This window comes from Nocardioides sp. T2.26MG-1 (assembly GCF_950101795.1).
GTDB lineage: Bacteria > Actinomycetota > Actinomycetes > Propionibacteriales > Nocardioidaceae > Nocardioides.
Map to the genome: position 1 here is coordinate 197,233 of NZ_CATNLZ010000033.1, position 23,285 is coordinate 220,517.

The 23,285-nt window shown below is 73.1% G+C and carries 28 protein-coding genes; 14 read left to right on the plus strand and 14 right to left on the minus strand.

The window, feature by feature from the left end; genetic code table 11:
- Nucleotides 1-25 precede the first annotated feature (25 nt).
- Both QQZ14_RS19045 and QQZ14_RS19050 read left to right on the plus strand, forming a co-directional pair.
- Nucleotides 26-283, plus strand: a complete 258-nt coding sequence (locus QQZ14_RS19045) for a hypothetical protein (protein WP_284535980.1) — start codon at nt 26-28, stop codon at nt 281-283.
- A 3-nt stretch (nt 284-286) separates the two neighbouring features.
- A complete protein-coding gene (locus QQZ14_RS19050) occupies nt 287-586 on the plus strand; it encodes a hypothetical protein (RefSeq protein ID WP_284535981.1) in 300 nt (99 codons plus the stop codon).
- 25 nt (nt 587-611) lie between these two features.
- Here QQZ14_RS19050 and QQZ14_RS19055 read toward each other — a convergent pair whose 3' ends face one another.
- Both QQZ14_RS19055 and QQZ14_RS19060 read right to left on the minus strand, forming a co-directional pair.
- Nucleotides 612-1,889: a cation:proton antiporter domain-containing protein gene (locus tag QQZ14_RS19055; protein ID WP_284535982.1), complete on the minus strand. Its 1,278-nt coding sequence runs from the start codon at nt 1,887-1,889 to the stop codon at nt 612-614.
- Between the two features lie 41 nt (nt 1,890-1,930).
- Nucleotides 1,931-2,284 (minus strand): VOC family protein, encoded by a 354-nt coding sequence (locus QQZ14_RS19060; protein ID WP_284535983.1) that lies wholly within the window; start codon nt 2,282-2,284, stop codon nt 1,931-1,933.
- 148 nt (nt 2,285-2,432) lie between these two features.
- Between QQZ14_RS19060 and QQZ14_RS19065 the strand changes: the two genes are divergently transcribed.
- From QQZ14_RS19065 to QQZ14_RS19075, 3 genes are read left to right on the plus strand one after another with little or no spacing between them, the layout of a single operon-like run.
- Nucleotides 2,433-3,143 (plus strand): hypothetical protein, encoded by a 711-nt coding sequence (locus QQZ14_RS19065; RefSeq protein ID WP_284535984.1) that lies wholly within the window; start codon nt 2,433-2,435, stop codon nt 3,141-3,143.
- 59 nt (nt 3,144-3,202) lie between these two features.
- On the plus strand, nt 3,203-3,790 hold the full coding sequence (locus tag QQZ14_RS19070; protein WP_284535985.1) for an RNA polymerase sigma factor: 588 nt from the start codon (nt 3,203-3,205) through the stop codon (nt 3,788-3,790).
- Nucleotides 3,787-4,632, plus strand: coding sequence for a hypothetical protein (locus QQZ14_RS19075; RefSeq protein ID WP_284535986.1), 846 nt, complete (start codon nt 3,787-3,789; stop codon nt 4,630-4,632). Before QQZ14_RS19070 ends, QQZ14_RS19075 begins: the two co-directional genes overlap by 4 nt.
- Here QQZ14_RS19075 and QQZ14_RS19080 read toward each other — a convergent pair.
- From QQZ14_RS19080 to QQZ14_RS19095, 4 genes are all read right to left on the minus strand, one after another.
- On the minus strand, nt 4,599-5,753 hold the full coding sequence (locus tag QQZ14_RS19080) for a fatty acid desaturase family protein (RefSeq protein ID WP_446740507.1): 1,155 nt from the start codon (nt 5,751-5,753) through the stop codon (nt 4,599-4,601). The two genes, QQZ14_RS19075 and QQZ14_RS19080, sit on opposite strands and share 34 nt — an antisense overlap.
- Before the next feature lie 65 nt (nt 5,754-5,818).
- Nucleotides 5,819-6,292 carry an SRPBCC family protein gene (locus QQZ14_RS19085; RefSeq protein ID WP_284535988.1) on the minus strand — a complete coding sequence of 158 codons (474 nt, stop codon included), beginning with the start codon at nt 6,290-6,292 and terminating at the stop codon, nt 5,819-5,821.
- Nucleotides 6,289-6,603: an ArsR/SmtB family transcription factor gene (locus tag QQZ14_RS19090; protein ID WP_284535989.1), complete on the minus strand. Its 315-nt coding sequence runs from the start codon at nt 6,601-6,603 to the stop codon at nt 6,289-6,291. Before QQZ14_RS19090 ends, QQZ14_RS19085 begins: the two co-directional genes overlap by 4 nt.
- A 53-nt stretch (nt 6,604-6,656) precedes the next feature.
- A complete protein-coding gene (locus QQZ14_RS19095) occupies nt 6,657-7,295 on the minus strand; it encodes a GyrI-like domain-containing protein (protein ID WP_284535990.1) in 639 nt (212 codons plus the stop codon).
- 47 nt (nt 7,296-7,342) lie between these two features.
- Between QQZ14_RS19095 and QQZ14_RS19100 the strand changes: the two genes are divergently transcribed.
- Entirely contained in the window at nt 7,343-7,777 is a 435-nt protein-coding gene (locus QQZ14_RS19100; protein ID WP_284535991.1) for a hypothetical protein, read from the plus strand.
- Between the two features lie 15 nt (nt 7,778-7,792).
- Here the strand turns inward: QQZ14_RS19100 and QQZ14_RS19105 are convergent, their stop codons facing one another.
- On the minus strand, nt 7,793-8,071 hold the full coding sequence (locus tag QQZ14_RS19105; RefSeq protein ID WP_284535992.1) for a VOC family protein: 279 nt from the start codon (nt 8,069-8,071) through the stop codon (nt 7,793-7,795).
- Between the two features lie 73 nt (nt 8,072-8,144).
- Between QQZ14_RS19105 and QQZ14_RS19110 the strand changes: the two genes are divergently transcribed.
- On the plus strand, nt 8,145-9,590 hold the full coding sequence (locus QQZ14_RS19110) for a hypothetical protein (RefSeq protein ID WP_284535993.1): 1,446 nt from the start codon (nt 8,145-8,147) through the stop codon (nt 9,588-9,590).
- On the opposite strand, the gene QQZ14_RS19115 is transcribed toward QQZ14_RS19110, so the two are convergent.
- Nucleotides 9,555-10,100, minus strand: coding sequence for a GrpB family protein (locus QQZ14_RS19115; protein ID WP_284535995.1), 546 nt, complete (start codon nt 10,098-10,100; stop codon nt 9,555-9,557). The two genes, QQZ14_RS19110 and QQZ14_RS19115, sit on opposite strands and share 36 nt — an antisense overlap.
- Nucleotides 10,101-10,138: 38 nt before the next feature.
- On the opposite strand from QQZ14_RS19115, the gene QQZ14_RS19120 reads away from it, so the two are divergent.
- The gene (locus QQZ14_RS19120) at nt 10,139-11,026 is read left to right on the plus strand and encodes a DUF1295 domain-containing protein (RefSeq protein ID WP_284535996.1); all 888 of its coding nucleotides are present in this window, start codon (nt 10,139-10,141) and stop codon (nt 11,024-11,026) included.
- Here QQZ14_RS19120 and QQZ14_RS19125 read toward each other — a convergent pair.
- A complete protein-coding gene (locus QQZ14_RS19125; RefSeq protein ID WP_284535997.1) occupies nt 11,023-12,207 on the minus strand; it encodes a hypothetical protein in 1,185 nt (394 codons plus the stop codon). The two genes, QQZ14_RS19120 and QQZ14_RS19125, sit on opposite strands and share 4 nt — an antisense overlap.
- A gap of 96 nt (nt 12,208-12,303) precedes the next feature.
- On the opposite strand from QQZ14_RS19125, the gene QQZ14_RS19130 reads away from it, so the two are divergent.
- The 5 genes from QQZ14_RS19130 to QQZ14_RS19150 all read left to right on the plus strand — a co-directional run bounded on the left by QQZ14_RS19130 (nt 12,304) and on the right by QQZ14_RS19150 (nt 16,662).
- Nucleotides 12,304-12,795, plus strand: a complete 492-nt coding sequence (locus QQZ14_RS19130) for an SWIM zinc finger family protein (protein ID WP_284535998.1) — start codon at nt 12,304-12,306, stop codon at nt 12,793-12,795.
- A gap of 79 nt (nt 12,796-12,874) precedes the next feature.
- Nucleotides 12,875-14,329 carry an MFS transporter gene (locus QQZ14_RS19135; protein ID WP_284535999.1) on the plus strand — a complete coding sequence of 485 codons (1,455 nt, stop codon included), beginning with the start codon at nt 12,875-12,877 and terminating at the stop codon, nt 14,327-14,329.
- Nucleotides 14,326-14,760, plus strand: a complete 435-nt coding sequence (locus QQZ14_RS19140) for a DoxX family protein (protein WP_284536000.1) — start codon at nt 14,326-14,328, stop codon at nt 14,758-14,760. Before QQZ14_RS19135 ends, QQZ14_RS19140 begins: the two co-directional genes overlap by 4 nt.
- A 10-nt stretch (nt 14,761-14,770) precedes the next feature.
- Nucleotides 14,771-16,171 (plus strand): gamma-glutamyltransferase, encoded by a 1,401-nt coding sequence (locus QQZ14_RS19145; RefSeq protein ID WP_284536001.1) that lies wholly within the window; start codon nt 14,771-14,773, stop codon nt 16,169-16,171.
- Between the two features lie 89 nt (nt 16,172-16,260).
- Nucleotides 16,261-16,662 (plus strand): hypothetical protein, encoded by a 402-nt coding sequence (locus QQZ14_RS19150; RefSeq protein WP_284536002.1) that lies wholly within the window; start codon nt 16,261-16,263, stop codon nt 16,660-16,662.
- A gap of 14 nt (nt 16,663-16,676) precedes the next feature.
- On the opposite strand, the gene QQZ14_RS19155 is transcribed toward QQZ14_RS19150, so the two are convergent.
- Nucleotides 16,677-18,236 carry an alkaline phosphatase D family protein gene (locus tag QQZ14_RS19155; protein ID WP_284536003.1) on the minus strand — a complete coding sequence of 520 codons (1,560 nt, stop codon included), beginning with the start codon at nt 18,234-18,236 and terminating at the stop codon, nt 16,677-16,679.
- 78 nt (nt 18,237-18,314) lie between these two features.
- Nucleotides 18,315-19,022, minus strand: coding sequence for a hypothetical protein (locus QQZ14_RS19160; RefSeq protein ID WP_284536005.1), 708 nt, complete (start codon nt 19,020-19,022; stop codon nt 18,315-18,317).
- 89 nt (nt 19,023-19,111) lie between these two features.
- Here QQZ14_RS19160 and QQZ14_RS19165 point away from each other — a divergent pair, with 89 nt between their 5' ends.
- Nucleotides 19,112-19,297, plus strand: a complete 186-nt coding sequence (locus QQZ14_RS19165; RefSeq protein WP_284536006.1) for a hypothetical protein — start codon at nt 19,112-19,114, stop codon at nt 19,295-19,297.
- Nucleotides 19,298-19,310: 13 nt separating this feature from the next.
- Here QQZ14_RS19165 and QQZ14_RS19170 read toward each other — a convergent pair whose 3' ends face one another.
- From QQZ14_RS19170 to QQZ14_RS19180, 3 genes are all read right to left on the minus strand, one after another.
- On the minus strand, nt 19,311-20,897 hold the full coding sequence (locus QQZ14_RS19170; RefSeq protein WP_284536007.1) for a GMC oxidoreductase: 1,587 nt from the start codon (nt 20,895-20,897) through the stop codon (nt 19,311-19,313).
- A 178-nt stretch (nt 20,898-21,075) separates the two neighbouring features.
- A complete protein-coding gene (locus QQZ14_RS19175; protein WP_284536221.1) occupies nt 21,076-22,032 on the minus strand; it encodes an N-acetylglucosamine kinase in 957 nt (318 codons plus the stop codon).
- Nucleotides 22,029-23,285 carry a 6-phospho-beta-glucosidase gene (locus QQZ14_RS19180; protein WP_284536009.1) on the minus strand — a complete coding sequence of 419 codons (1,257 nt, stop codon included), beginning with the start codon at nt 23,283-23,285 and terminating at the stop codon, nt 22,029-22,031. The genes QQZ14_RS19175 and QQZ14_RS19180 overlap by 4 nt, the downstream gene beginning before the upstream one ends.

The window sequence follows — 23,285 nt, forward strand, 5'->3', positions numbered from 1 at the left end:
TAGTGAACGAGAGGAGATTACCCCCATGTCCGACCTCGGATACCTGATCTGGTTCATCGCGACCGCGGCCATCATCGTCGTGGTGCTCGCGACCGGCACGCTCGCGGCCGCCGGCATGCTCACCCGCGAGGACCGGCCGTCGAGCCGGCCGTCGAGCCGGCCGTCGAGTCAGCCGTCGAGTCAGCCGGCCGAGCACGCCGACACCGGGGACCGCATCGAGCCCCGCGCGGGTCTGGACGGAGCCGATACCGCTGCCCCGCCTCAGCACGACCACGCGGCCTGAGCCATGAAGGCCTGGGAGACCGTGATCCGGTGGCTCGCCTACGCGGCACCGGGTTACGTCCCACCGCCGCGGTGGAGCACGCTCACCGACGAGCAGCTGTGGGACGAGTGGCAGGACACCGAGGCCGCGCTGCACCGACCGGCGCCGGCCGACGAGGCGCTCCGGCTGGTGGAGCGGCGGGGCGCCTACCTCGACGAGCTCGAGCGGCGGGATCCCACCGTGGTCTCGACCCGGCTCGCCCCGGGGGTGCGCACCGGCTCGGCCGTCGACTGGGACCACCTGGTCCGACGACTCGACTGGTGACCCTCGGCCGGGCCGCCCGCCTGGGTCAGCTGGTGCCGGGATCGCCCACGCGGCTCATCACCGGCGAGGCGAGCACGCCGTGCAGCAGCACCGAAGCGACCACGGTGAACGACACCGTCGACCACAGCCAGTCCGAGCCGAGCTCGGCGGCCTGGCCGGCGGCGTACGCAAGGTAGTAGATCGACCCCACCCCGCGGACGCCGAAGAACGCCGCGGCCCAGCGCTGCCCCGAGGTCAGCGGCGGCTGCTCCTGCTGCGACCAGGGCGTGAGTGCCACCAGCCCGGCCACCGGGCGGATCACCAGCAGCAGCGCGAGCCCGATCGCGACGCCGCGCCAGTCCAGCCCGCCCAGGAGGCCTCGGCTCAGCGCGATGCCGAGCACCAGGAGCACGAACAGGGTCAGCAGCCGCTCGAGGCGCTCGGCCACCTCGTGCATGGCCGCGTGGTAGTCGTGGGACCGCTCGGCGGAGCGGAACGTCATCGCGCACACGAACACCGAGAGGAACCCGTAGCCACCGGCGACCTCGCCGACGCCGTACGCCGTCACGAGGGCCGCCAGCGCGAGCAGCGACTCCCCGCGCTCGGCGACCCGGAGCGAGCGGCTCGCGGAGCGGAACGCGATCCACGAGAGCACCCGGCCGACCACGATCCCGACGACGACCCCGATCGCCACCTTGGCGACCAGGTAGAGGCCGACCCACTCCAGCGCCCAGCCCGACACCGCGCCCTCGGTGGCCAGCAGGATCGCGGCGTACACGAACGGGAACGCCAGCCCGTCGTTGAGGCCGGCCTCCGAGGTCAGCGTGAACCGCAGCTCGTCGGACTCGTCCACCTCGTGGTCGCCGGTCTGGGGTCCGGCGACCTGGACGTCGGAGGCGAGCACGGGATCGGTGGGCGCGAGCACCGCGCCGAGCAGCAGCGCGGCGGCGGGCGCGATGCCGGCGCCCCAGGCGAGGAGCGCGACCGCGCCGATGCACAGCGGCATCGTGATGCCGAGCAGCCGCCAGGTGGTGCCCCACCGGGCCCACGACGCCCGGACCCGGGGGTTCAGCGGGCGGTCGATCGCGAGGCCGACACCCATCAGCGCGACCAGGACGGCGAGCTCGGTGACGTGCTCGATCGTGGCCCGGTTCGCCTGCGGGTCGAGCGGCATCCCGTCCGGCAGCGGCGTCAGCCCGAGCCCGATGCCCACCGCCACCAACACCATCGGCGCCGACACCGCCCACCGGTCGAGCAGCTCGGGCAGGACGATCGCCAGGAGCAGGCTGCCCCCGGCGACGACGTACACGAGGTCAGCGGTCACGCCGGGCAGTACCCCGACCGGCGCCGGTTATCCGCCGGTGGTCAGGCGGGCTGCCAGAGCTCGACGCGGTTGCCCTCGGGGTCGGTGACCCAGCCGAACCGGCCGACGCCGTCCATGTCCTCGGTCTCCGCCGCCACGTCAGCGCCCCGCTCGCGCAGCTGGGCGAGCATCGCGTCCAGGTCGGCGACCCGGAAGTTCAGCATGGTGCGCTGCTCGCGGGACCCGAGGTAGTCGGTGTCGGGGTCGAACGCCGCGAACACGGTCGGGCCGGCGTCCGGGTGCCAGACGCCGTTCTCGTCGGCGTCCAGGCCCAGGCACTCGCGGTACCACGCGCTCAGGGCCGAGGGGTCGGCCGCCCGGATGAAGTACCCACCGATACCCAGCACACGTTCCATGGCGCCAGCCTGCCAGCAGCCGGCACGGCGCAGCGTCAGCGGCACCCCCGAGAGAAATGTCGGGCAGACCCGTATCCCGCTCGACGCAGCCGACGATTTACTCGATGAGCGCGCTGAACCGCAGCGCCCACCGGGAGGACCCAGCATCGTGAGCACCTACTTCTCGCACCGGCGCGGCGTGGCGGCCGTGGCCGCCGGCCTGGCGGCGATCGCGGCCCCCCTGGCGCTGGGCAGCCCGAGCTCGGCGCAGACGAGCCGGGACAGCGACGGGGACGGCATGCCGAACCGGTGGGAGGTCGCCCACCACCTCAACCCGCACCGCGCCAACGCCCGCGGGGACGTCGACCACGACGGGCTGCGCAACATCGGCGAGTTCCGCCGGGGGCTCGACCCGCGTGACCAGGACACCGACGACGACGGCGACGACGACGGCGACGAGGTCCGCGACGGCTACCGCAGCACCGACCCGGCCGACGCGGACACCGACGACGACGGCACGCTCGACGGTGACGAGGACGCCGACCACGACCAGGTCGACAACGAGGACGAGGACGACGCCACCGAGCGGTGCGTCGCCGACGACGCGGACAGCGACTCCGACGGCGTCGACGACGAGGACGAGAACGAGAACGGCACCGACCCCGAGGACGCCGACTCCGACGAGGACGGCACCGCTGACGGCAACGAGGACGCGGACGAGGACGGCGTGGACGACGAGGACGCCGACGACGCGGCGGACGACGCCTGCTCCACCGCCGACGAGGGTGAGGACGACGACGACAACGGGAGCGAGGCCGGCAACGACGGCGACCGTGCGGCGGCCGAGGGCGGCCGCACCGTGTGGTACGCGGTTGTCTGATCGCCCGGCAGGTCCCGGTCCCGGCACCACCCGCGGCACCCGCTGCACAATGTGAGCCCGTGGACTTCCAAGACCTGCTGCGTGACGCACGGCTCGGCGAGGGCGCTGCCTTCGCCGAGCTGTGGGCGCGCCATGCGGGCCGGGTGGCGGCGTTCGTGCGGTCGCGCGGCGCGGTCGAGGTCGAGGAGATCACCAGCGACGTGTTCGCGGCGGCGTTCTCCGGCATCGGCCGCTTCGAGGGCGACGAGACAGGGTTCACCGCGCTGCTGCTGACGATCGCCCGCCGCCGGGTCGTCGACGAGCAGCGCCAGCGGGCTCGTCGGGTGCCGGTCGCCCCGTGGCAGGCCGAGGACGACGCCCGGTCGGTGCCGAGTGTCGAGGACGACGTGCTCGCCCGGGCCGGCGCCGACGACCTCGCCACCCACCTCGACCGGCTCACCCCCGATCAGCGGGAGGTCGTCACGCTCCGCCTGCTCACCGATCTCTCGCTCGAGCAGACCGCCCGAGTGATGGGCAAGCGGGTCGGCACCGTGAAGTCGCTGCAGCGCCGGGCACTCGACGCGCTGCGCCGCTCGCTGGCCGACGACCCGGACGGCCCCGCCTCCCCCTTCGACAGCTCCCCCCACGACAGCAAGGCGACCTCATGACCACGCTCCTGACCCACGACCAGGCGGAGGCGATCCTCGCCGCCGCCCGGGGCGGCGAGCAGCCCGTCCAGGCGGAGCTCCGGCCGCTCGCGGCCGCGTTGGCCGCCCATCGGTCCGACCTCGCGGCGACGCCGGCCCCGGCACCGTCACCGGCTCTTCAGGTCTGGCTGGCCCCCGGCACCCGCGGCCGCGCCGCGGTCGCCGGGCCCGCGTGGTGGCGCCGCCTGCTGCGGGCCGTGGCCGGGCTCGGTCTCGGCGTCCAGGTCGCGATCGGAGCAGGCACCGCCGTCGCCGCCGGGCTCGGCATCGCGCAGCACCAGCACCTCCTGCCGGGGAGCGGCCGGCAGGAGCAGCCTCCGGCGCCCCTCGACCGCTCGCCGGCCTCCGGCGCCCCGTCCACCGCTCCCTCGGACGACGCGGCGCAGGACACCCCAGACGCTCCCGCGGGCACATCCCCCGTGGTGCCCGCGGGAGCCCCGTCCGGCACGGCCGGAGGCGGCGCTCCCGCCTCCGGTACGTCGGGTGGGGCACAACACCAGGGCGAGGATCCGGACGACGAGCCAGGTGATGAATCCGGCAGCCAGACCGGCGACGACACCGGCCACGACGCCGACGCCTCGGACCCCGACTCCGACGACCCGGGCTCCGGGCCCACCGAGACCGGCGACGAGGGCACCGCTGACGACACCGCCGACGAGCCGTCGGGCAGCCCCGAGCAGTCGGAGGCGCCCGACGGCACCGACGGGTCCGGCGGCCCCGAGAGCGCGGACGAGCCCGACGACCCGGACCGGCCGGACGACGGCCTGGATCAGGCGGGACGCGCCGCGAGCCGCCTGAGCTGAGGCACCAGGTTGCGGCGGTTGGTCTCGGCCAGCCAGCCGTTCGGCAGCGAGAGCCGGAGCACCTTGTGCCACGCGCTGGCGACCTGGCGCACCATCGGCCGGGCGTTGTAGGCCAGGCCGTGCTGGGTGAACACCTCGCGGACCCGCGGCGCGATCTCGGCGTACCGGTTGCTCGGCAGGTCCGGGAAGATGTGGTGCTCGATCTGGTGGGACAGGTTGCCGGTCATCAGGTGCAGGAGCGGCGGACCGGAGATGTTGGCCGAGCCGAGCATCTGGCGCAGGTACCAGGCGCCGCGGGACTCGTTGACGTCGAGCTGCTCCTGCTCGAAGGTCTGCACGCCCTCGGGGAAGTGCCCGCACATGATCACGGAGTGGCTCCAGAGGTTGCGCACCAGGTTGGCGGTCGCGTTGGCGGCCAGCGTGGAGCGCCAGCCGCGGCCCGACAGCGCCGGGTAGAGCACGAAGTCCTTGGTCAGCTGGCGGCCCGCCTTGGCGAGCGTCACCTTGACCTCGGCCTTCTTCTCCGGCGACATGTTCCGCTTGTCGCGGATGTGGTCGCCGAGGTCGAGGTCGAACATCGCGATCCCGTACTCGAAGATGCACGCGGTCACGAAGTTCCAGACCGGCTGCACCAGGTAGCGCGGCTTCCACTCCTGCGCCTCGTCGACGCGCATGATGCCGTAGCCGAGGTCGTTGTCCATGCCGACGATGTTCGTGTAGGTGTGGTGGGTGACGTTGTGGGCGCGCTTCCACTGGGCGGCCGGCGTGACGTAGTCCCACTCCCAGGTGCTGGAGTGGATCTTGGGGTCGCGCATCCAGTCCCACTGCCCGTGCAGGACGTTGTGGCCGATCTCCATGTTGTCGAGGACCTTGGCGACGGTCAGGCCGGCGGTGCCGAGCACCCACGCGGCCGGGCGCCGGCTGCGCAGCAGGACGGCGCGGCTGCCGAGCTCGAGCATCCGCTGCACGCGTACCACGCGGCGGATGTACGCCGCGTCCCGTTCGCCGCGGCTGTCGAGCACGTCCTGCCGGATCGCGTCGAGCTCGTGGCCCAGTTGGTCGACCTGGTCGGGGGTCAGCCCGCCGGGCGCCGTCCGGGGCTCCGCCTGGGTCGCCGTCACCGTCATGTCTTCCAGTGTGCCCGGTGACCGCCCGAAACACGCATGCTCGGGCAGTGGCAGTGTTGCTACGCCGTCGGCACCAGGCCCGCGTAGCGCTCCAGGTACAGCGTCCAGCCCTGCTCGTCGGCCACACCGTCGCGCACCGACTCCCAGCCGTCGCCGTGCCGGTCGAGGTGGCGGTGCTCGAGCTCGACCCGGGTCCGGTCCGGGCCGTCGGCGACGAACCGGATCTCCACCTCGCTGGCGTTCGCCGGATCCGGCTCGAGCTGCCAGGTCGGACCGATGTCCCAGCTGAACACCAGCCGGTCGGGCGGGTCGAACGCGAGGACACGCGCCCAGGCGCACTCGGTGCCGTCCTCGGCCCGATCGACGATCCGGCCGCCGACGCGGGGCTCGAGGACGGTCTCGACGATGGGCGCGCCGAGCAGGTTGTGCTCGCGCGGCTTGATGGCGTCGAACTGCTGGGTGAAGACCGCGAACGCCTGCTCGGGCGTCCCCTTCACCACGACGGTGCGCTGCACCACTGCGTCCTGCGTCATTGCTGATCCTCCTGGTCGATGTGCTGTTCGAGGTTCTCCAACGCCCGCCGCCAGAACGTGTCGAGCTGGTCACGGAGGGCGGCGACCCCGTGCTGGTTGAGCCGGTAGCAGCGCCGGGTGCCCTCGGCACGGTCGGTGACCATGCCGATCTCCTTGAGCACCTTCAGGTGCTGCGAGACCGCCGGCTGGCTCACCGGCAGTGCGGCGGTCAGCTCGCCGACGGTGCGCTCACCCTCGGCCAGCTCCATGACGATGGCCCGCCGGGTCCGGTCGGCCAGGGCGGTCCATGCGTCGTCGGGTTTATAAGTCATGACGAATAGAAGTTACGACTTATGCAGTCGGGTGCGCAACCCCTCGGCCCGATTCAGCCCCAGGTAGAAGGCTCGACCGGCTGGCGCAGGATCGTCCGCAAGCGCGACGGCTCGACCCGGCGCGGGTCGCTGAGGTAGATCTCGTGGTGCTTGCCGGTCATCCGCAGACCCGCCTCCGGGATGAACCGGTCGTGCAGGTCGGCCAGCGTCTCGGCCTCGGCGTCGTACGCGCCCAGATGCAGCGTCTGCACCGCCGTACGCTCGTCGAGCACCTCCAGTCGGACCCGGTCGAGAGCGCGCGGACGGCCCTTGGCCGCCACCGTCGCGACGGCGTCGTCGACCAGCTCGCGTCCGATCCAGTCGGGGACCATGAGCATCACGGTCCAGTCCCACGCGGACTTGTCGCGCGCCGAGGTGAAGACGGCCAGGTCCTCGGCCCACCACAGGGCCTCCAGCGGCGGGACCACGTAGTCGCGGCCCAGGTCACGCTTGCTCGCGAACTTCACCGCGTACGCGACCGGGTACACGGCGGCGAGCGCGTCGGCGTACGCCGGGGCGGTGTTCGGGTCGCCGTGCCCGTCGACCATCAGGTACTGCAGCGGCGGGACCTGCAGGATCCGGAACTCGCCGGCGCGAGCCTGGTAGGAGTCCAGCGACTTCTTGAAGTCGATCTTCACGACACTGCCGGGCATCCCCGGATTGTCGCAGTCTCCCGATCGCCGCCACTAGCGTCGGCATCATGGTGGCGATCGCGGCAGGGACCTTCCGTCGGACGGCGATCGAGAGATCAGACCAGCGAGTCGCGTGGGAGCGGACCGACCAGGCGTTCTTCGCCGCCGGCGCCTGCCACGTCCTGGCCTGGGTGTGCCGCGAGTCGTACCCCGACCGGGAGATCGGTCTCGCCGGCGTCCGGTTCGTCGGCGAACCGCACGCCTTCCACGCGTTCGCCACCTGGGACGGCTGGGCCTACGACCACGCGGGGTGGAACTCCGAGACCGACCTGCTCGCAGTGAACGCGGACTTCGAGGGCCGGCCGCTGGAGCGCCTCACGATCACGTCCACCCTCGACGAGTACTGCGTCGAGCACGCTAGTCGGCGGCCCGACCAATACTGGTGCGACCCGCTGCCGCGCGCCCGGGCGTACGTCGCGCGCCACACGCCACCGTGGCGGTGAGGCGGCCGACGCCGCTCAGCACGTGAGCCCCTCGGGCGTCACGAGGCAGAACGGATGGCCGACCGGGTCGGCGTACACGCGGAAGCCGATCGGCTTGCCGGAGCCGTCCACGAGGGTGCCCCCGAGGTCGAGGACCTGAGCCTCGGCCCGGTCGAGATCGTCGACCAGGATGTCGAGATGCAGCAGCTGCGGCGGCTCCCCGGAGGCCCAGTCGGGAGCGCGGAACCGATCACTGCCCGCCAACGCGCGGGGTGCGGGACAGTCGATCACGATGCCGGCAAGTCGTCCGATCACGTCCCGCAGTCTCGCAGTTCCGGCCGCTCGAATCTAGCTTGTTTTCGCAATTGTGTTCGTATATACTGTCGTTATGGAACCGTTCCTCGACGAGCTCGACCCGGCGGCCACGCTGGCCGCCGCGGGCGCGGCGGTGCATGCCCGGCGCAGCGCCGCCGTCGAGGAGCTCGAGATCGCCGCGCACTGGGCGGACCTCCACGGCGACGACCCGCAGGACCGGCCCGGCGCGGTGCCGGTGTGGGCCGGGGGCGACCAGCTGATCGACTACGGCGGCCCTGGCACTCCCCTGGTCCAGGACCTCTGCCTGCCCGAGCTCGCGACAGCGCTCGAGATCCACACCTCCGCCGCCGGCCTGCTGATGGCCGACGCATTGGACCTGCGGCACCGGCTGCCGCGCACCTGGGTCGCCACGCGTGAGCTGACCTGCGAGGTGTGGGTGGCCCGCAAGATCGCCCGGATGACCCGCGCGCTTGACCGTGACCAGGCGGCCCTGGTCGACGACGCGGTCGCCGAGGTGATCCGCACCGACTCGCCGGGCCGCATCCTGCGGGCCGCCGAGGGTGCGGTCATCGCCGCCGACCCGGCGGCGCACGCCGCCCGGATCGAGGCGGCGCTGCGGGCCCGCTACGTCCGACTGTCCCGCACCGACGGCCAGGGGCTGCGGCACGTCATCGCCCGGATCACCCCCGGTGACGCCGTGTGGATCGATGCGATCGTCGCCCGGGTGGCCGAGATCCTCCGCGAGCGGCGCGACCTCACCGGGCTCCCCGAGGACGTCAGCACCGAGGAGCTCCGCGCCGAGGCGTTCGGCTGGCTGGCCCATCCCGAGCAGCTGGCCGACCTGCTCGCCGAGCACTCGACCGCCCCCGCCTCCGACGGGTCACCGCGTCGGCACCGCTCGCGTCGCACCGACGCCGTCGTCTACGTCCACCTGTCACGCTCTGCGGTCGACGGCGTCGTCGGCCCGGTCGCCGAGGTCGACGGCCTCGGGCCGATAGTCCTCGACCAGGTACGCCGCCTGCTCCGCCACAGCCGGGTCCGCTGCGCCGGCGTGATCGACCTCGCGACGACCCGGACCGTGGACTCCTACGCGCACCCGGCCGACGTCGTCGAGCGCACCCTGCTCCGCACCGGCGGCGACGTGTTCCCACACGCCACCCGCAGCAGCAGCCGGGCCCGCCTCGACATGGACCACCCCACGCCGTACCTCCCACCGCCGAGAGGCGGCCCACCGGGCCAGACCGGCGACCACAACGTCGCACCCCTCACGCGGCGGGTCCATCGAGCCAAGACCCACCGCGACTACCGGCTCCGTCAGCTCGGCCCCGACGAGTACCTCTGGCGCACGCCGCACGGTCTCCACCGGCTCGTCGGTCCCACCGGCACCACCGTCGTCGACGGCAGCACCGCCAACCACCTCGCCAACGGCGAGGCGCTCCAACGCGCCCTCGACCGACTCGAGGAACAGCTGCGCCAGCCGCCCTCAGACGGTCGGGTCGTTGAGCCGGAGGATCTCTAGCCGCTCCTCGTCGGTGAGGTCGGAGGCCGCCAAGACCTTCTGCAGCACCGGGGACTTGCGGGCGATATAGGTGTCGATGTCCATCGCCGGGTCGGAGGCGAGCGCCAGCTTGACGGCGCCGTACTCGTCGCGGAGGTCCGGGCGCGCCCGCAGCACGTCCCGGACCGCCAGATGGTTGCGCACGTTCAGGGTGCCGGCCCGGCACACGTAGACGTGCCGGCGCGGGTCGTCGTCGGGGGCCCTGAACGCCTCCCGGTCGGCGACCCCGAGGTCGCCGAGGTGGACGTACCCGAGGGCCTCCAGCGCCGCGATCGCGGCTCCGACATCGGAGCCGGCCACGATCACGTCGATGTCGATGACGGGCTTGGCGGCCAGTCCAGGCACCGAGGTCGACCCGACGTGCTCCACGACCGCCGCCGGCACCTCCGCGAGCGCGGCGCGTAGGTCTGCGGCCACCCGCTCGAACCACACCGGCCAGTCGGACGAGTAGGGCACCACGACCACAGGCACCGCCCGAACCTAGCGGAATGCCACTACGGTCAGGCGCCATGACCCGGTCCGCCGCGCTGCTGCGCGTCCTCGCGGCGTACGTCGTCGCGTTCGCCTCCGCGGCCGCCTGGCTGTACGCCGGACCGGACACCGGGCGGCTCTGGCTGGACGGCCTGATCGCGGACGTCCTGGCGACGCTGGTGGTCTTCGGGTTCAGCCGGGGCTACCGCAACTCGAGCTTCTACGACCCGTACTGGAGCGTGCTGCCCCCGCTGCTCGCCCTGTGGTGGTGGGCCGAGAGCACGCCCGACGTCGACCAGGCCCGTTCCTGGCTGGTGATCGGGCTGATCACGCTCTGGGCGGTCCGGCTCACCGCCAACTGGGTCGAGACGTTCACCGGCCTCGACCACGAGGACTGGCGCTACACGATGCTCAAGGACGGCCGGCCCACCGCAGAGTCGGTGGTGGTCGACCTCGGCGGCATCCACCTGGTGCCGACGCTGCAGGTGTTCCTCGGCATGGTGCCGGTGTACGTCGTCACCACGCGCTCCGGGCGCGACGTCGGGTGGCTGGACGGGGTCGCCCTCCTGGTCGGGCTGGCGGCGGTCACCCTCGAACTGGTCGCCGACCGCCAGATGCACCGGTTCCTCCGCACCCGCAAGCCCGGTCAGGTGATGGACCGCGGGCTGTGGGCGTGGACCCGGCACCCGAACTACCTCGGCGAGATCACCTTCTGGTTGTCGCTCGCCCTGTTCGGGTTGGCCGCAGACCCGTCGAGCTGGTGGTGGGTCTTCGTCGGAGCCGTCGCGATGCTCGCGCTGTTCCTCGGGGTCAGCATCCCGATGATGGAGCAGCGCAGCCTCGAGCGGCGCCCGGCGTACCGCGAGGTGGTCGACCGCGTGCCGATGCTGTTCCCGCGACGACCCCGCCTGGAGCCTCGGGCCTAGGCCGCAGCCAGGGCCGTAGCAGCCAGCTCGCGACAGACGGCACCGCCGGGCCCGAAGATCCGCTCGGCGAGGGCCAGCAGGCCGGGCGCGTCCGCAGGCCCGAACTCACGCCACAACCGTTCGAGGGTCGGTGGATGACAGAGCACGGCACCCAGGCACGGCCATGGGTCCAGGAGCTCGTCACTGTCGCGTGACTCGAGTCCGCCGGTCATCGCGGCTCGGACCAGCCCGATGGCACCTTCGACGAAGACCTCCCAGCCGTCCGAACGGGGATCCCAATCTCCGGCCGAGTCCAGCACGACGTGGCGCCAGACCAGGTCGGGCACGTCGGTGACCAGCTGATTGCCGCGCACGATCGTCGTCGCCAGCTCGTCGGGGTGGTCCGCGGCTTGCCGCCGCAGCGCGCCGACCCAGTCGCCCGCGCCCTCGGCAACGGCGGCCGCCACCTCGGCGGGGACACCGAGCGGGATGCCTTCGAACATCCGCCCCTCGGCCGTCGGCACCAGCCGGCCGATCACATGCTCACCCGGTAGCACGAGTGCGGCAGCGCCCAGGTTGGGCACGGTGACCGGCTCCCCGGTGGTCAGGTCGGTCCAGTGCAGCACGGTCGGCTCGCGTCGCTCGAACCGGAAGGCGCGCATCGGGACGCCCACCCAGTCGTGGATCCGGTCGGCACCCGCCACCAGATCGCCCGCCGCCAGCCGCCTCAGGAACGACGCGAGCCCACCGTGGTCGTAGAGAACGAGCTGGCGGTAGACCCAGTCGCTCTCGATGATCCGGGCCATCGCGTCGCGTTCGTCGATCCCGGGCAGCGCGGCGCGACCACCGCGCAGCTCGATCGCGACCGCCCGCGCGGCGGCGTGGCCGCAGCGCATCGCCGGATCGAGTGCCTGAGTCGCCTGCTCGAGGATCCAGCGCGAGATCGCCCAACGCGGCAGCAGCGGCTCGAGCGTGATCAGCTGGTCGAGCCTCGAGATGCGCCAGGGTCGCCAGAAGAGACGACCGTTGTCGTCCATCGTCTCGCGACACATGACCTCGAGTGCCGCCGCTGCGTCCCCCCGCGCCTCGGCTGCATCGGCCGCCGCCATCAGGTCGAGCATGCGGCGCTGTTGGGGCGTCAGGCCCGGTCGTCCGGGTCGTGGTGGCGTCGTCTTCTTCTTGCGTCCCCGAGATTTCGGCATGGGACCAGCGAACGCCGCCGCGGCCCTCGGCGCCAGTGGCGCGGGAGCGACCTGTGGAGAACCCACCACCGAGCCGCAGTAGGACATGCTGGAGGCATGTGGATCGAGCTGACCGACCTCGCCGACGAGCGCTCGCTCGTCGAGGGCGAGGACTGCGCCCGTCGCGGGCGGGTCGAGATCGTCTCCGCGGCCGCGGGCGTGGTGCGCGCCGTGGCGCACGGGTCCTCGACGTACCACGTCGTGCTCCGCACGACCGACTGGTCCTGCACCTGCGGGGTGGGCACCGAGGGTCAGTTCTGCAAGCACCTCGTGGCCACGGCGCTGGTGGCGTCCGGCCAGACCGGCGGCGAGCCGACCAACCGCTCCGGGGTCGGAGACGGCGAGCTCGTGGAGATCACCTCCTGGCTCGGGTCGCTCGGCGAGGCGTCGCTGCGAGGGGTCCTGGTGGAGATCGGTCGCCGGCATCCTGCCGCGATGAAGGCGCTGGCGGCCCTGCTGCACAGCCGGAGCACCGGTGGGTTCTCGATGGGCGAGGCGGCGATCGACGCTCCGACCGTGGCCCAGGTCACGAAATCGGACGACCGTTGACGGAATCAACCGTCGGGCCCTGCGGTTGGGGCTGAGGCCCGGAGCGCGTCCCGGGACCACCCACTCCGGAGGAGCGCCGATGGCCCCGACTGCCCACCGCACCGACTACCGCATCACGTTCGTGGTGCTCTGCCTGGGCGTCGCGTCGTTCTCGCTGCTGCAGTCGATGGTCAACCCGGTGCTGCCCACGATCGAGGCGGCGCTGGACACCGACCAGGCCACGGTGACGTGGGTGCTGACGGCGTACCTGCTGTCCGCCTCGGTGTTCACGCCGATCATCGGGCGCGTCGGCGACAAGGTGGGCAAGGAGCGGATGCTCGTCGCCGCGCTGGCCGCGCTCGCGGTCGGCTCGCTGCTCGCGGCGATGGCGACCTCGATCGGCGTGCTGATCGTCGCCCGCATCATCCAGGGCATCGGCGGCGGCGTGCTGCCGCTGACGTTCGGGATCATCCGTGACGAGTTCCCGCGGGACAAGGTCGCCGGCGCGGTCGGTACGGCGGCCGCGCTGCTCGCGGTCGGCGGCGGGGTCGGCCTGGTGATCGCCGGGCCGGTCGTCGACGCGCTGAGCTACCACTGGCTGTTCTGGATCCCGATGGGGATGACGGTCGTCGCGACCGTCGCGACCGCGTTCTACATCCCCGAGTCGCCCGAGCGCGCGCCCGGTCGGATCAACGTCGGCACCGCACTCCTGCTCTCCGCGTGGCTGGTCGCGCTGCTGCTCGGCGTGAGCCAGGGCCACACGTGGGGATGGAGCTCGGGCCGGGTGATCGGCCTGTTCGTCGCCGCCGCCGTGCTCCTGCCCACCTGGGTGGTCACGGAGGCGCGCAGCGACAGCCCGCTGGTCGACATGACGATGATGCGGATCCCGACCGTGTGGACCGTGAACCTGGTCGCGCTGCTATTCGGCGCCGGCATGTACTCGATGTTCGCGTTCCTGCCGCAGTTCCTGCAGACCCCCGAAGCGGCCGGCTACGGCTTCGGCGCCACGGTCACCGAGTCCGGGCTGCTCCTGCTGCCGCAGACGGTGGCGTCGTTCGTCGCCGGGGTGCTCGCCGGCCGGCTCGCCCACCGCTACGGCTCCAAGCTGCTGCTCGTCGTCGGCGCCACGCTCACCGCGCTCGGCACCCTCGGCCTGACGCTCGCGCACGGCTCGGTGTGGCTGGTGCTCGTCGAGACCACGGTGCTGGGCCTGGCCTTCGGGCTCTCGTTCGCGGCGATGTCCAACCTCGTCGTCGACGCCGTGCCGCAGTCCCAGACCGGCGTCGCGAGCGGCATGAACACCAACATCCGCACGGTCGGCGGCGCGATCGGCTCCGCCGTCCTGGCCACGGTGGTCACGTCCGGCGCCCAGCCCAGTGGGCTGCCCGTCGACGCCGGCTACACCCACGGGTTCGGCGTCCTCGCCGCCACCTCGGCGCTCGCCGCGCTCGTCGCGGTCTTCGTCCCGGTGATCCGGGCCAGGACCCACGTCGTGCCCGGGCCGCAGGCCGAGGCCGAGGAGCAGCACCACCTCACGGCTAGCGTCGACGCATGAGCCTCCTCAGCGCACCCCCGACGTCGCGGCCCCGCACCCTGGCCCGCATCGGCCTCGGCCTGGTGCTGCTGTTCGCCGGCACCAGCCACCTGACGTTCGCGCGGGAGGACTTCACGGCGCAGGTGCCCGACTGGTTCCCGGTCGACGACGACCCGGTCGTCCTGGTCTCGGGGATCGTCGAGCTCACGCTCGGCGCCGCGCTGGTCGCGTGGGCGCGGGGCCGGGTCGGCGTGGGCCTGGTGGTGGCGGCGTTCTTCGTCGCGATCTTCCCCGGCAACATCGCCCAGTGGGCCGAGCACAAGGACGCCTTCGGTCTCGACACCGACACCAAGCGGTTCGTCCGCCTGTTCTTCCAGCCGGTGCTGGTGCTCTGGGCGCTGTGGGGCACCGCTGCGTGGCGGGACCGGCCCCGCCGGCAGCCGCCTCGGTAGCCTCCGAGACATGCCCGACGTCGCGATCGCCGCCCCCAACGACGCGGCCGCGGACGCCGGCGAGCAGGTCGCGCTGGCGGGCGGCAACGCCGTCGACGCCGCGCTGGCCGCCTCGCTGGTCACGATGGTCAACGAGGTCGGGCTGGTCTCGCTCAGCTCGGGCGGGTTCGTGACGGTGCAGCCGCCCGGCGGCCCGGCGTACACCGCCGACGGCTGGATGGACATGCCCGGCCGCGGACGGGCGCTCGGGGGCGGCACCTGGGACATCCACACGGAGTACGGCGGGGGCGTGGACATCACCATCGGGCCCGGCTCGGTGGCGGCGCACGGGTCGGTGGCGGCGTTCGAGGAGGTGCACCGCCGCGACGGCCGACTGCCCTGGCGCGACGTGGTCGCGCCGGCGCTCGACGTGGCCCGCGGCGGTTTCCGGCTGAGCGCAGCGTCGCGCTACTACCTCGACTATGTCCACGACTCGATCTTCGGCTGGGACGACGCCAGCCGCGCCGCGGTGCACGACGACCAGGGCGAGGTGACTACCGGTCTCGTCGTGCTGCCCGACCTGGCCCGCTCGCTCGAGCTGATCGCCGTCGAGGGCGCGGCGGTGCTGCACACCGGCGAGCTGGCGCGGCTGATCGCGGCCGACGTGCTGGACCGCGGCGGGATCCTCGGCCCGGACGACCTGGCGGCGTACCGCCCCGTGGTCCACACGTCCCTGGCCACTCGGGTCGGCGAGTGGACACTGGCGACCACACCGCCGCCGTCGGTCGGCGGCGCGAGCGTCGCCGCGATGCTGCGCCTGCTCGGGGGACGGCCGCACGGGCCGTGGACCGCGGAGGACGTCGAGCTGCTGGTCCGGGTGCAGCGCGAGGTGCTCGGCCGCGGGCCCGCACTGCTCCGGGAGTCGGGCTCGACCACGCACTGCTCGGCCACCGACACCGAGGGCCGCGCCTGCGCGGTCACGGTCTCCTCGGGCTACTTCTCGGGGATGATCGCCCGCGGCACCGGCATCTGGCTCAACAACACCCTCGGAGAGCAGGAGCTCACCCCCGGCGGCCTGCACTCGCTGTCGCCGGGCACCCGGCTGCTGTCGAACATGGCTCCCACGGTCGGGCGCCACACGGACGGCTCGGTGCTCGCGATCGGCTCGCCGGGCGCCGGCCGGATCGCCACCGCGGTCGCCCAGGTCCTCGCGGGCTTCGCCGGCGGGCTCGGCCTCGCGGAGGCCGTGCACCACCCGCGCGTGCACGTCCACCACGCCGGCCGGGCGGACGAGGTGGTCAAGCGCGAGGCCGAGGAGGGCCTGTCGATGTACTACGGCGGGGTCGGCGCGACGCTGGTGCGCCCCGACGGCCACCTGGTGGCGGCCGCCGACCCGCGGCGGGAGGGCGCGGTCCGCCTCGTGCGCACCTGATCTGTGAACTCACCCACACCGGCTCAACCTCCCCACGCCGCCTGCCGATGAACAGGACGTAGCGGATCGGCAGGATCGAGGTGAGGGCGATGAGTATCAGGGTCGAGGCGGTCGGGAGACGCCTTGCGGCGGTCGGCGGCGTGACCGGCGCGTCGATCGGGACCAACGCCCAGGACGCCTACCGTGCCGCGCTGCTGGGCCTCAAGGAGGCCCAGAAGAAGCTCACGACGGACCTCGCGGGGAAGGCGGCCGACGAGATCCTCCTCTCCGACCGGCTCGCCATCGAGGCCGCGCGGGCCGAGGTCGCCCGGGCCGCCACCGCGCTCACGCTCGAGAACGACGAGCTCAGCCCCTCGACGAGCTCCTCCGCCACAGCCGCCGCCGCCGACGCCACCGCCGCCCCGGCTGCCACCTCCGGCACCGGCTCCGCATCAGCCAAGCCCGCTCCCGCCGCGACCCGGACCTCCGGCGTCGTCGACGTCTACACCTGACGCCCGGCCCGGACTCAGACCCTCTCGGCCTGCGGCTCGAGGTCCTGGCTGAACAGCACGGCGCCGCTCAGGTCCCGCAGGCTGACCGTCATCCGGCCGTCGTCGTCGATGGCGACGTGACCGAAGAACTGGTTGCCGCGGCGCGGGGACTCGTTCGGGGTCGCCGCGTGCTTGGTGAACACCACCTCGGGGCCGAAGGTCGCGTCGAGGTCGTTTGGCCCGAACGTGCCCGCGGCGATCGGCCCGGCCACGAACTCCCAGAACGGGTCGAAGTCGGTGAAGCCCGCCCGCGCCGGGTCGTAGTGGTGTGCGGCGCAGTAGTGCACGTCGGCGGTCAGCCACACCACGTTGCGGATGCCGTGGCGCTTGAACGCGCTGAGCACGCCGGCGATCTCGAGCTCCTTGCCCAGCGGGGCGCCCGGGTCGCGGTTGGCCAGGCTCTCCTGGTTGACCGGCCCGTCCGGCACGACCAGGCCGAGGGGCAGGTCGGCCGCGATCACCTTCCAGGTCGCGCGGGACCGCCGTACCTCCCGGATCAGCCAGTCGGTCTGCTCCTGCCCGAGGATGTGGGTCGGCTCGGCCTCGGTGCCGGCGGTGTTGGGGTCCTTGTAGGTGCGCATGTCGAGGCAGAACACGTCGAGGTGCCGGCCGCGCTCGACCTTGCGGTAGATCCGGCCGCGCGACGGCGAGCCGGCGATCGGGAGGTACTCCTGCCAGGCCTGCCGGGCGCGGGCGGCCAGCACGTCGACGCGCCGCTCGGTGTAGCGCTCGTCGGTGAGGATCTGGCCCGGGTACCAGTTGTTGTGGGTCTCGTGGTCGTCCCACTGCCCGATGATCGGGACCTCGGCTGCGAAGGCCCGGTAGTTGGCGTCGAGGCGGGTGTAGCGGTGCCGGCCGCGGAACTCATCGAGCTCCTCGGCCACCTTGTCGACGCCCTCGGCGACGACGTTGCGCCAGACCTGGCCGTCGGGCTCGGTGACGGTCGCGGCGATCGGGCCGTCGGCGTAGACGGTGTCGCCGGAGTGGAGGAAGAAGTCGGGCCGCGTCCGGTGCATCGTGCGGTAGCCGACCATCCCGCCGAGGTCGGGGTTGATGCCCCAGCCCTGGCCGCAGCTGTCGCCGGTCCAGACGAAGCTGGTCGCCCCGCCGCGGGTCCCGGCGGTGGTGAACGAGGCCACCTGTGCCTCGCCGGTGCGGCCGTGCTCGTCCTCGAAGGAGAGGCGTACGTCGTGGTCCCGGCCGGGCGTCAGCCCGTCCAGCACGATCTTCGCGGTGTGGTCGGTGTCCGGCGTCGCCCAGGGTCCGCGGACCCGGCGGGTGGTCCGGCCGCTGCGCACGTCGGCCACGAGCCGGCCGACGTCCGAGGACCGGGCCCACAGCACCGCGCCGCGGCTGGTGACGTCGCCGGTGGCGACGCCGGACGGCAGCTCGAGACGGCGCGAGACCAGACCGGCCGCCGCGGCCGCCGGACGGAGCGAGCCGGAGGCCGCGCCGAGGGCGAGGCCGCCGGCCACGGAGACCGCGCCGGCGCGGAGGAAGGTACGACGAGGGAGGGGCTGCCCGAGATCAGTCATGGACACAGGCTGGCCTGGCCGGGCGGCGTCCCGGTGTCGGCCCGGTGACGAGTCGCGGACGACCCGGCGTCCCGGGCGCTACCAGAGCGGACCGTCGTTGATGAACGAGAGCATCTCGCGCACCCGGGTGTAGTCGCCGGACTCGAGGGCCGCGGCCAGCTCCGCGTCGCGGCCGGCCAACGTCTGGAGGTAGGCGAGGAAGTCGGGCGAGTCGAGCCCGACCTCGCGCCAGAACGGGTCGTCGGCCGCCCAGTAGCTCGTCTCGACCGGAGGGAAGTGCTGCACGCGGTCGAGCTCGAAGTCGATCGCCGTCTGTGCTTCGCGCGAGCGCTGCTCGGGCCGGGCCAGCCACAGCAGCTCGCCCAGCCCCGCACTGAGGTCGGGCGCCAGCGCCGCCAGCACCTGCTCTGCGTCGACCCCGGCCTTCCAGACCGTGGAGAGCAGGCCCTCCATCCCCTCGCTCCAGTTGGCGCCGTGCTCGCGCCACCGCTCGCCCAGCGCGCGGGCCGCCTCGTGGTCGCCGTTGACCGCGACCGAGGTGAGCACGACCGGGGCCGGCTCGACGACGTCGACGACCTGCAGGATCTCGTCGCCGTTGAGCTCGGCGCGCACCACGTCGCCCACGGCGAGCGGGATGTAGAAGGAGTTGTTCTGCAGCGCATAGGTGCCGCCGGCGTCGTGCGCGTCGACCGGTGCGGCCCACAGGCTCTCGCCGGCGAGCAGCTCGAGCTCGGCCCGGTAGCGCACGTTGACCTTGACCCTGTCCTCGCTGCTGGCCCCCGGCATGCCACCAGCCTGCCCCTGATCGCGCACCACCGCACCTGGGTCTTGCGACCCTGGGCACGGGCGCCCCGCCGGCACTAGCGTCGGGAGACGTGGGTGACAACAGTTCCGCGAGCTCCGGCGCCAGCGGCGCGCTCTACGGGCTCGGCATCTTCGGGGCCTGGGTGTGGTTCTGGCAGCAGGCCGACGGCTTCTGGTGGTACGTGCTCGCGATCCTCGAGGGCCTCGTCTGGCCGGCGTTCCTCGTCTACCACGGTCTGGACCGGCTGGCCGGATGAGAGCCCTCGCGCCTCACACGAGCACGTCGAGGTCCTGGCGCAGCACCACGTCCATCGAGTACTCCGCGAGCGCCGCGACCGTCATCGACGGGTTGCAGGCCGCGCACGAGCCGGCGATCCGCGAGCCGTCCATCACGTAGAGGCCGCGCTGACCCAGCACCCGGCCCGCGTCGTCGACCGCCGAGCCGAACGGCACGCCGCCGACCGCGTGGAACGTGGTGTCGTCGAGCAGGTTCGAGTCGAGGTCGAGGTGGAACGGCGTGTCGCTGGTGATCCGCTCGACCGCCGCGTCCAGTACCGGCTTGGTGTCCAGCTCGTTGGTGCGGTCCCACACGGGGAACGCGTCGTCGCGCAGGGCGTCGTACTGCCACCGGCCGGTCTCCTCGGTGACCATGAAGGCGGCGATCGTGTAGGTGTTGACGTCGGCGGGCAGCGGGATCGGGCCCGTGGTCATCGTCAGCGCGCGGGCCGGGTCGGACCAGTCGCGGGCACCCATCGCGACCGGGCCGGCCTGGTAGGCGCCGGGGCTGTCCTGGCTGGTGACGGCGGCGTACACGCGCTCGCCGTTGGTGCCCCAGCCGGTGCCGACCGCGTCGGGCAGGTCGGGGATCAGGCCCTTGTCGCGGGCCTTGACCATCAGCCGCGTCGTGCCGGGCGACCCGGCCCCGAGGAACAGCGCGCGAGTGGTGATCCGCTTGCGCTCGAGCACCTGCCCGCTGGTGGAGATCCGCTCGCACTCGACGAGCCACTCCCCTGCCGGCGTGCGGGCGATGTCCGCGACCCGGTGCAGCGGCGCGACCTGCACGTTGCCGGTCGCCTCGGCCTGGGCGAGGTAGGTGACGTCGACCGACCAGCGCCCGCCGTTGTTGCAGCCGAACGTCATGTCGCCGGTGATGTACGACGGGGGCAGCTCGCCGCGCAGCTCACGGCGTACGACATCCCAGTCGGTCGGCGAGTCGATCCGGAACGTCTCGAACCCCGCCTCGCGCCCGCGCCTCTCGAAGATCCGCGGGGCGGCGTAGCGCGGGTCGGCGAGGATGTCGTCGGGGATCGGCGAGACGTGCAGGTCGCGCGCCACCCGGCGGTAGTGGTCGCGGTCGAGCAGGTCGTAGTCGATCGAGCTCGACACCGTGATCGCGAACGACTCCTGCTGCGGCTGCACGGTCATGCCGTGGTAGCTGATCGACCCGCCGCCCACGGCCGCGACGCAGATGACGTCGACGCCGACCCCGCGCACCCGCTCGATCAGGCCCGTGTAGGGGATGAACGCGTTGGGGTTGGTCGGCGGCACCGGCATCGTCGGGACGGCGGAGAGCCACGACGACCGGTGGTCGTTGTTCGTCAGCGTGGGGAACGTGTCGGACCCCGGGCCGGTGGGCCAGCGCATGCCGCGCTCGAGCACGAGCGTCTTGATGCCGGCGCGCCCGAGCCGCCGAGCGGTGACCCCGCCGCCGAACCCGGAGCCGATCACCACCGCCTGGCGGCGCTCCTCGGTGACCGGGGCGGAGAGGATCCCCGCCCGGGCCGGCCCGGCCACCCCGACCGCGGTGGCACCGGCTGCGGCCGCCCCCAGGAACCCTCGTCTCGACAGTGCACCCATGCGCGCGACCTCCGGTCGTCTCGGCCCGATCCTTGACGAGCACGAACTCAACCAGGTGTTGAATCGCGTTCAGTAGAGCGGGATCAGCATGCGGACGGGCCTGGGGGCGGGGCGGTTGCGGGGTTCGGCTGCTGGGTGTTACGCGGGGGCTCCTGGGGCGGCCTCCGCAGGCACCCGGTCAGGCGAAGGCCTCGCGGAGTCGCTGGTGAGCGGCGGGGGCGGCGCCGATCCGGTCCAGGCCGAGGAGCGCGGCACCGAGCACCGGCGGCGCGGCGACCACCACGGGGACGGCCAGCGGTGCCGCGGCGGCGAGACCGGACCCGATCGCGTCGAGCAGCAGCGCGTGGCCACCGGTCAGGACGCCGCCGCCGAGAACCACGTCGACCTGCTCGTCGAGGAGCTCGAGCCGCCGCAGCACCGAGACGGCGAGCGCGACCACCTCCTCGGCCTGCCGCAGGACCACCGACACCGCCACCTCGTCGCCCGCGCGGGCAGCCTCGAACAGCACCGGGGTCGCGTCGTACAGGAGACCCTCGGGGATCTCGCCGAGATGCACGGCCTCGATGAGCTCGGCCATGCCGGTCCGCCCGAAATGCTCGGGCAGCAGCCGCACCAGCGCGGTGTCCGGGCCACGCCCGTCGGCCGCCCGCGCCGCCCACCACATGGCCTCCTCGACGAGGTCCGTCCCGCCGCCCCAGTCGCCGGAGATCCGGCCGATCGCAGCGAAGCCCGCGGTCCGGCCGTCGGGGCCGACGCCGGAGCAGTTGATGCCCGCGCCGCAGACGACCGCCACCCCGGGTGGCCGCTCGACGCCGGCGCGCAGCAGCGCGAGCGTGTCGTTGCCGACGTACGTCGTGTCGCCCCATCCGTGCCGCTCGATCTCGCTCTGGAGCCGCTCGTGCTCGATCGCGAGGTCCGCGTTGGCCAGGCAGGCCGACACGTGCGCGACCGGCACGCCACCGGTGACCACCTCCTCGACCAGGGGCTGCAGGGCATCGACGGCGGCCCGCGCTCCCACGTCGTGGGGCCGGAAGCCGCCGCCGCGGGCGCGACCGACGACCGAGCCGTCCGGGGCGACCAGCAGCACGTCGGTCTTGGAGTTGCCGGCGTCGATCGCGAGGACGCCGCCGGTCATGCCCACGCGAGGAACTCCCGGTTGTGCGCGAGCAGCAGGTCGGTGAGCCGTTCGGCGCGGTCGGCCTGGCCGACGAGCGGGTGGGCGAGCAGGGCAGCGAACACCCGGTCGCGGCCGCCCTCGAGTGCAGCCTCGAGCGCCAGACGCTCGTACGCCGCGACGTGGCCGATCAGGCCGGCGTACAGCGGCTCGACCGGGCGCACCGGCAGCGGCTCGGCACCCGCCGGGCCGACCTGGGCGCGGACCTCGATCACGTGGTCGTCGGGCAGGAACGGCAGCGTCCCGTGGTTGGCGACGTTCACCACCCGGGTCGCCGGCTCGTCGGTGCCGAGGATCGACCCGAGCAGCTCGACGGCCGCCTCGGAGTAGTACGCGCCGCCGCGCTGCTCGAGCTCGGCGGGCTTGGTGACCACGCTCGGGTCGGTGTACAGGTCGAGCAGGCGCCGCTCGATGGCCGCGACCGCCTTCGCACGCGAGGGCGTGCTCTGCAGCTCGCGCACGACCTCGTCGTGGGCGTAGAAGTAGCGCAGGTAGTACGACGGCACGCACCGCAGCCGGTCCACGACCTCGACCGGCAGCTCGATCTCGGCGGCGATGTCCGCGACCCGCTCCTCGAGCAGCCTCGGCAGCACGTCGGCGCCGTCGACCAGCACCTCGCGCTCCCAGGTCAGGTGGTTGAGCCCCACGTGGTCGAGCTCGACCCGCTCGGGGTCGACGTCGAGCATCGCGGCGAACCGGCGCTGGAAGCCGATCGCCACGTTGCACAGCCCGACCGCACGGTGCCCCTCCTGCAGCAGCGCGCGGGTGACGATGCCGACCGGGTTGGTGAAGTCGACGATCCACGCGTCCGGGTTGGACCGGCGGACCTGCTCGGCGATGTCGAGGACGACCGGCACCGTGCGCAGCGCCTTCGCGAGTCCTCCGGCGCCGGTGGTCTCCTGCCCGACGCAGCCGCACTCCAGGGGCCACGTCTCGTCGGCGTCGCGGGTGGCCTGACCACCCACGCGCAGCTGGAGGAGCACCGCGTCCGCGTCCGCGACGGCCTCCGCGACGTCGGTGGTGGTCGTGACCCGACCCGGGTGCCCGAGGTGCGCGAGGATCCGGCGGGACACCCCGCCGACCAGCTCGAGCCGCTCGGCAGAGGGGTCCATCAGGACCAGCTCGCTCACGTCGAGGCGGTCGGCCATCCGACCGACCCCGTCGACCAGCTCGGGGGTGTAGGTCGATCCCCCGCCGATCACTGCGAGCCTCAT

What these genes read in the sequence shown, in the direction of transcription:
- QQZ14_RS19175 (WP_284536221.1), bottom strand. Translation starts at nt 22,032, where the DNA reads ATGACCGGCGGCGTCCTCGCGATCGACGCCGGCAACTCCAAGACCGAC.
- QQZ14_RS19050 (WP_284535981.1), top strand. Translation starts at nt 287, where the DNA reads ATGAAGGCCTGGGAGACCGTGATCCGGTGGCTCGCCTACGCGGCACCG.
- QQZ14_RS19145 (WP_284536001.1), top strand. Translation starts at nt 14,771, where the DNA reads ATGCCCGACGTCGCGATCGCCGCCCCCAACGACGCGGCCGCGGACGCC.
- QQZ14_RS19110 (WP_284535993.1), top strand. Translation starts at nt 8,145, where the DNA reads ATGGAACCGTTCCTCGACGAGCTCGACCCGGCGGCCACGCTGGCCGCC.
- QQZ14_RS19160 (WP_284536005.1), bottom strand. Translation starts at nt 19,022, where the DNA reads ATGCCGGGGGCCAGCAGCGAGGACAGGGTCAAGGTCAACGTGCGCTAC.
- QQZ14_RS19090 (WP_284535989.1), bottom strand. Translation starts at nt 6,603, where the DNA reads ATGACTTATAAACCCGACGACGCATGGACCGCCCTGGCCGACCGGACC.
- QQZ14_RS19180 (WP_284536009.1), bottom strand. Translation starts at nt 23,285, where the DNA reads ATGAGGCTCGCAGTGATCGGCGGGGGATCGACCTACACCCCCGAGCTG.
- QQZ14_RS19150 (WP_284536002.1), top strand. Translation starts at nt 16,261, where the DNA reads ATGAGTATCAGGGTCGAGGCGGTCGGGAGACGCCTTGCGGCGGTCGGC.
- QQZ14_RS19170 (WP_284536007.1), bottom strand. Translation starts at nt 20,897, where the DNA reads ATGGGTGCACTGTCGAGACGAGGGTTCCTGGGGGCGGCCGCAGCCGGT.
- QQZ14_RS19155 (WP_284536003.1), bottom strand. Translation starts at nt 18,236, where the DNA reads ATGACTGATCTCGGGCAGCCCCTCCCTCGTCGTACCTTCCTCCGCGCC.
- QQZ14_RS19060 (WP_284535983.1), bottom strand. Translation starts at nt 2,284, where the DNA reads ATGGAACGTGTGCTGGGTATCGGTGGGTACTTCATCCGGGCGGCCGAC.
- QQZ14_RS19085 (WP_284535988.1), bottom strand. Translation starts at nt 6,292, where the DNA reads ATGACGCAGGACGCAGTGGTGCAGCGCACCGTCGTGGTGAAGGGGACG.
- QQZ14_RS19125 (WP_284535997.1), bottom strand. Translation starts at nt 12,207, where the DNA reads ATGCCGAAATCTCGGGGACGCAAGAAGAAGACGACGCCACCACGACCC.
- QQZ14_RS19135 (WP_284535999.1), top strand. Translation starts at nt 12,875, where the DNA reads ATGGCCCCGACTGCCCACCGCACCGACTACCGCATCACGTTCGTGGTG.
- QQZ14_RS19075 (WP_284535986.1), top strand. Translation starts at nt 3,787, where the DNA reads ATGACCACGCTCCTGACCCACGACCAGGCGGAGGCGATCCTCGCCGCC.
- QQZ14_RS19045 (WP_284535980.1), top strand. Translation starts at nt 26, where the DNA reads ATGTCCGACCTCGGATACCTGATCTGGTTCATCGCGACCGCGGCCATC.
- QQZ14_RS19095 (WP_284535990.1), bottom strand. Translation starts at nt 7,295, where the DNA reads ATGCCCGGCAGTGTCGTGAAGATCGACTTCAAGAAGTCGCTGGACTCC.
- QQZ14_RS19140 (WP_284536000.1), top strand. Translation starts at nt 14,326, where the DNA reads ATGAGCCTCCTCAGCGCACCCCCGACGTCGCGGCCCCGCACCCTGGCC.
- QQZ14_RS19100 (WP_284535991.1), top strand. Translation starts at nt 7,343, where the DNA reads ATGGTGGCGATCGCGGCAGGGACCTTCCGTCGGACGGCGATCGAGAGA.
- QQZ14_RS19120 (WP_284535996.1), top strand. Translation starts at nt 10,139, where the DNA reads ATGACCCGGTCCGCCGCGCTGCTGCGCGTCCTCGCGGCGTACGTCGTC.
- QQZ14_RS19130 (WP_284535998.1), top strand. Translation starts at nt 12,304, where the DNA reads ATGTGGATCGAGCTGACCGACCTCGCCGACGAGCGCTCGCTCGTCGAG.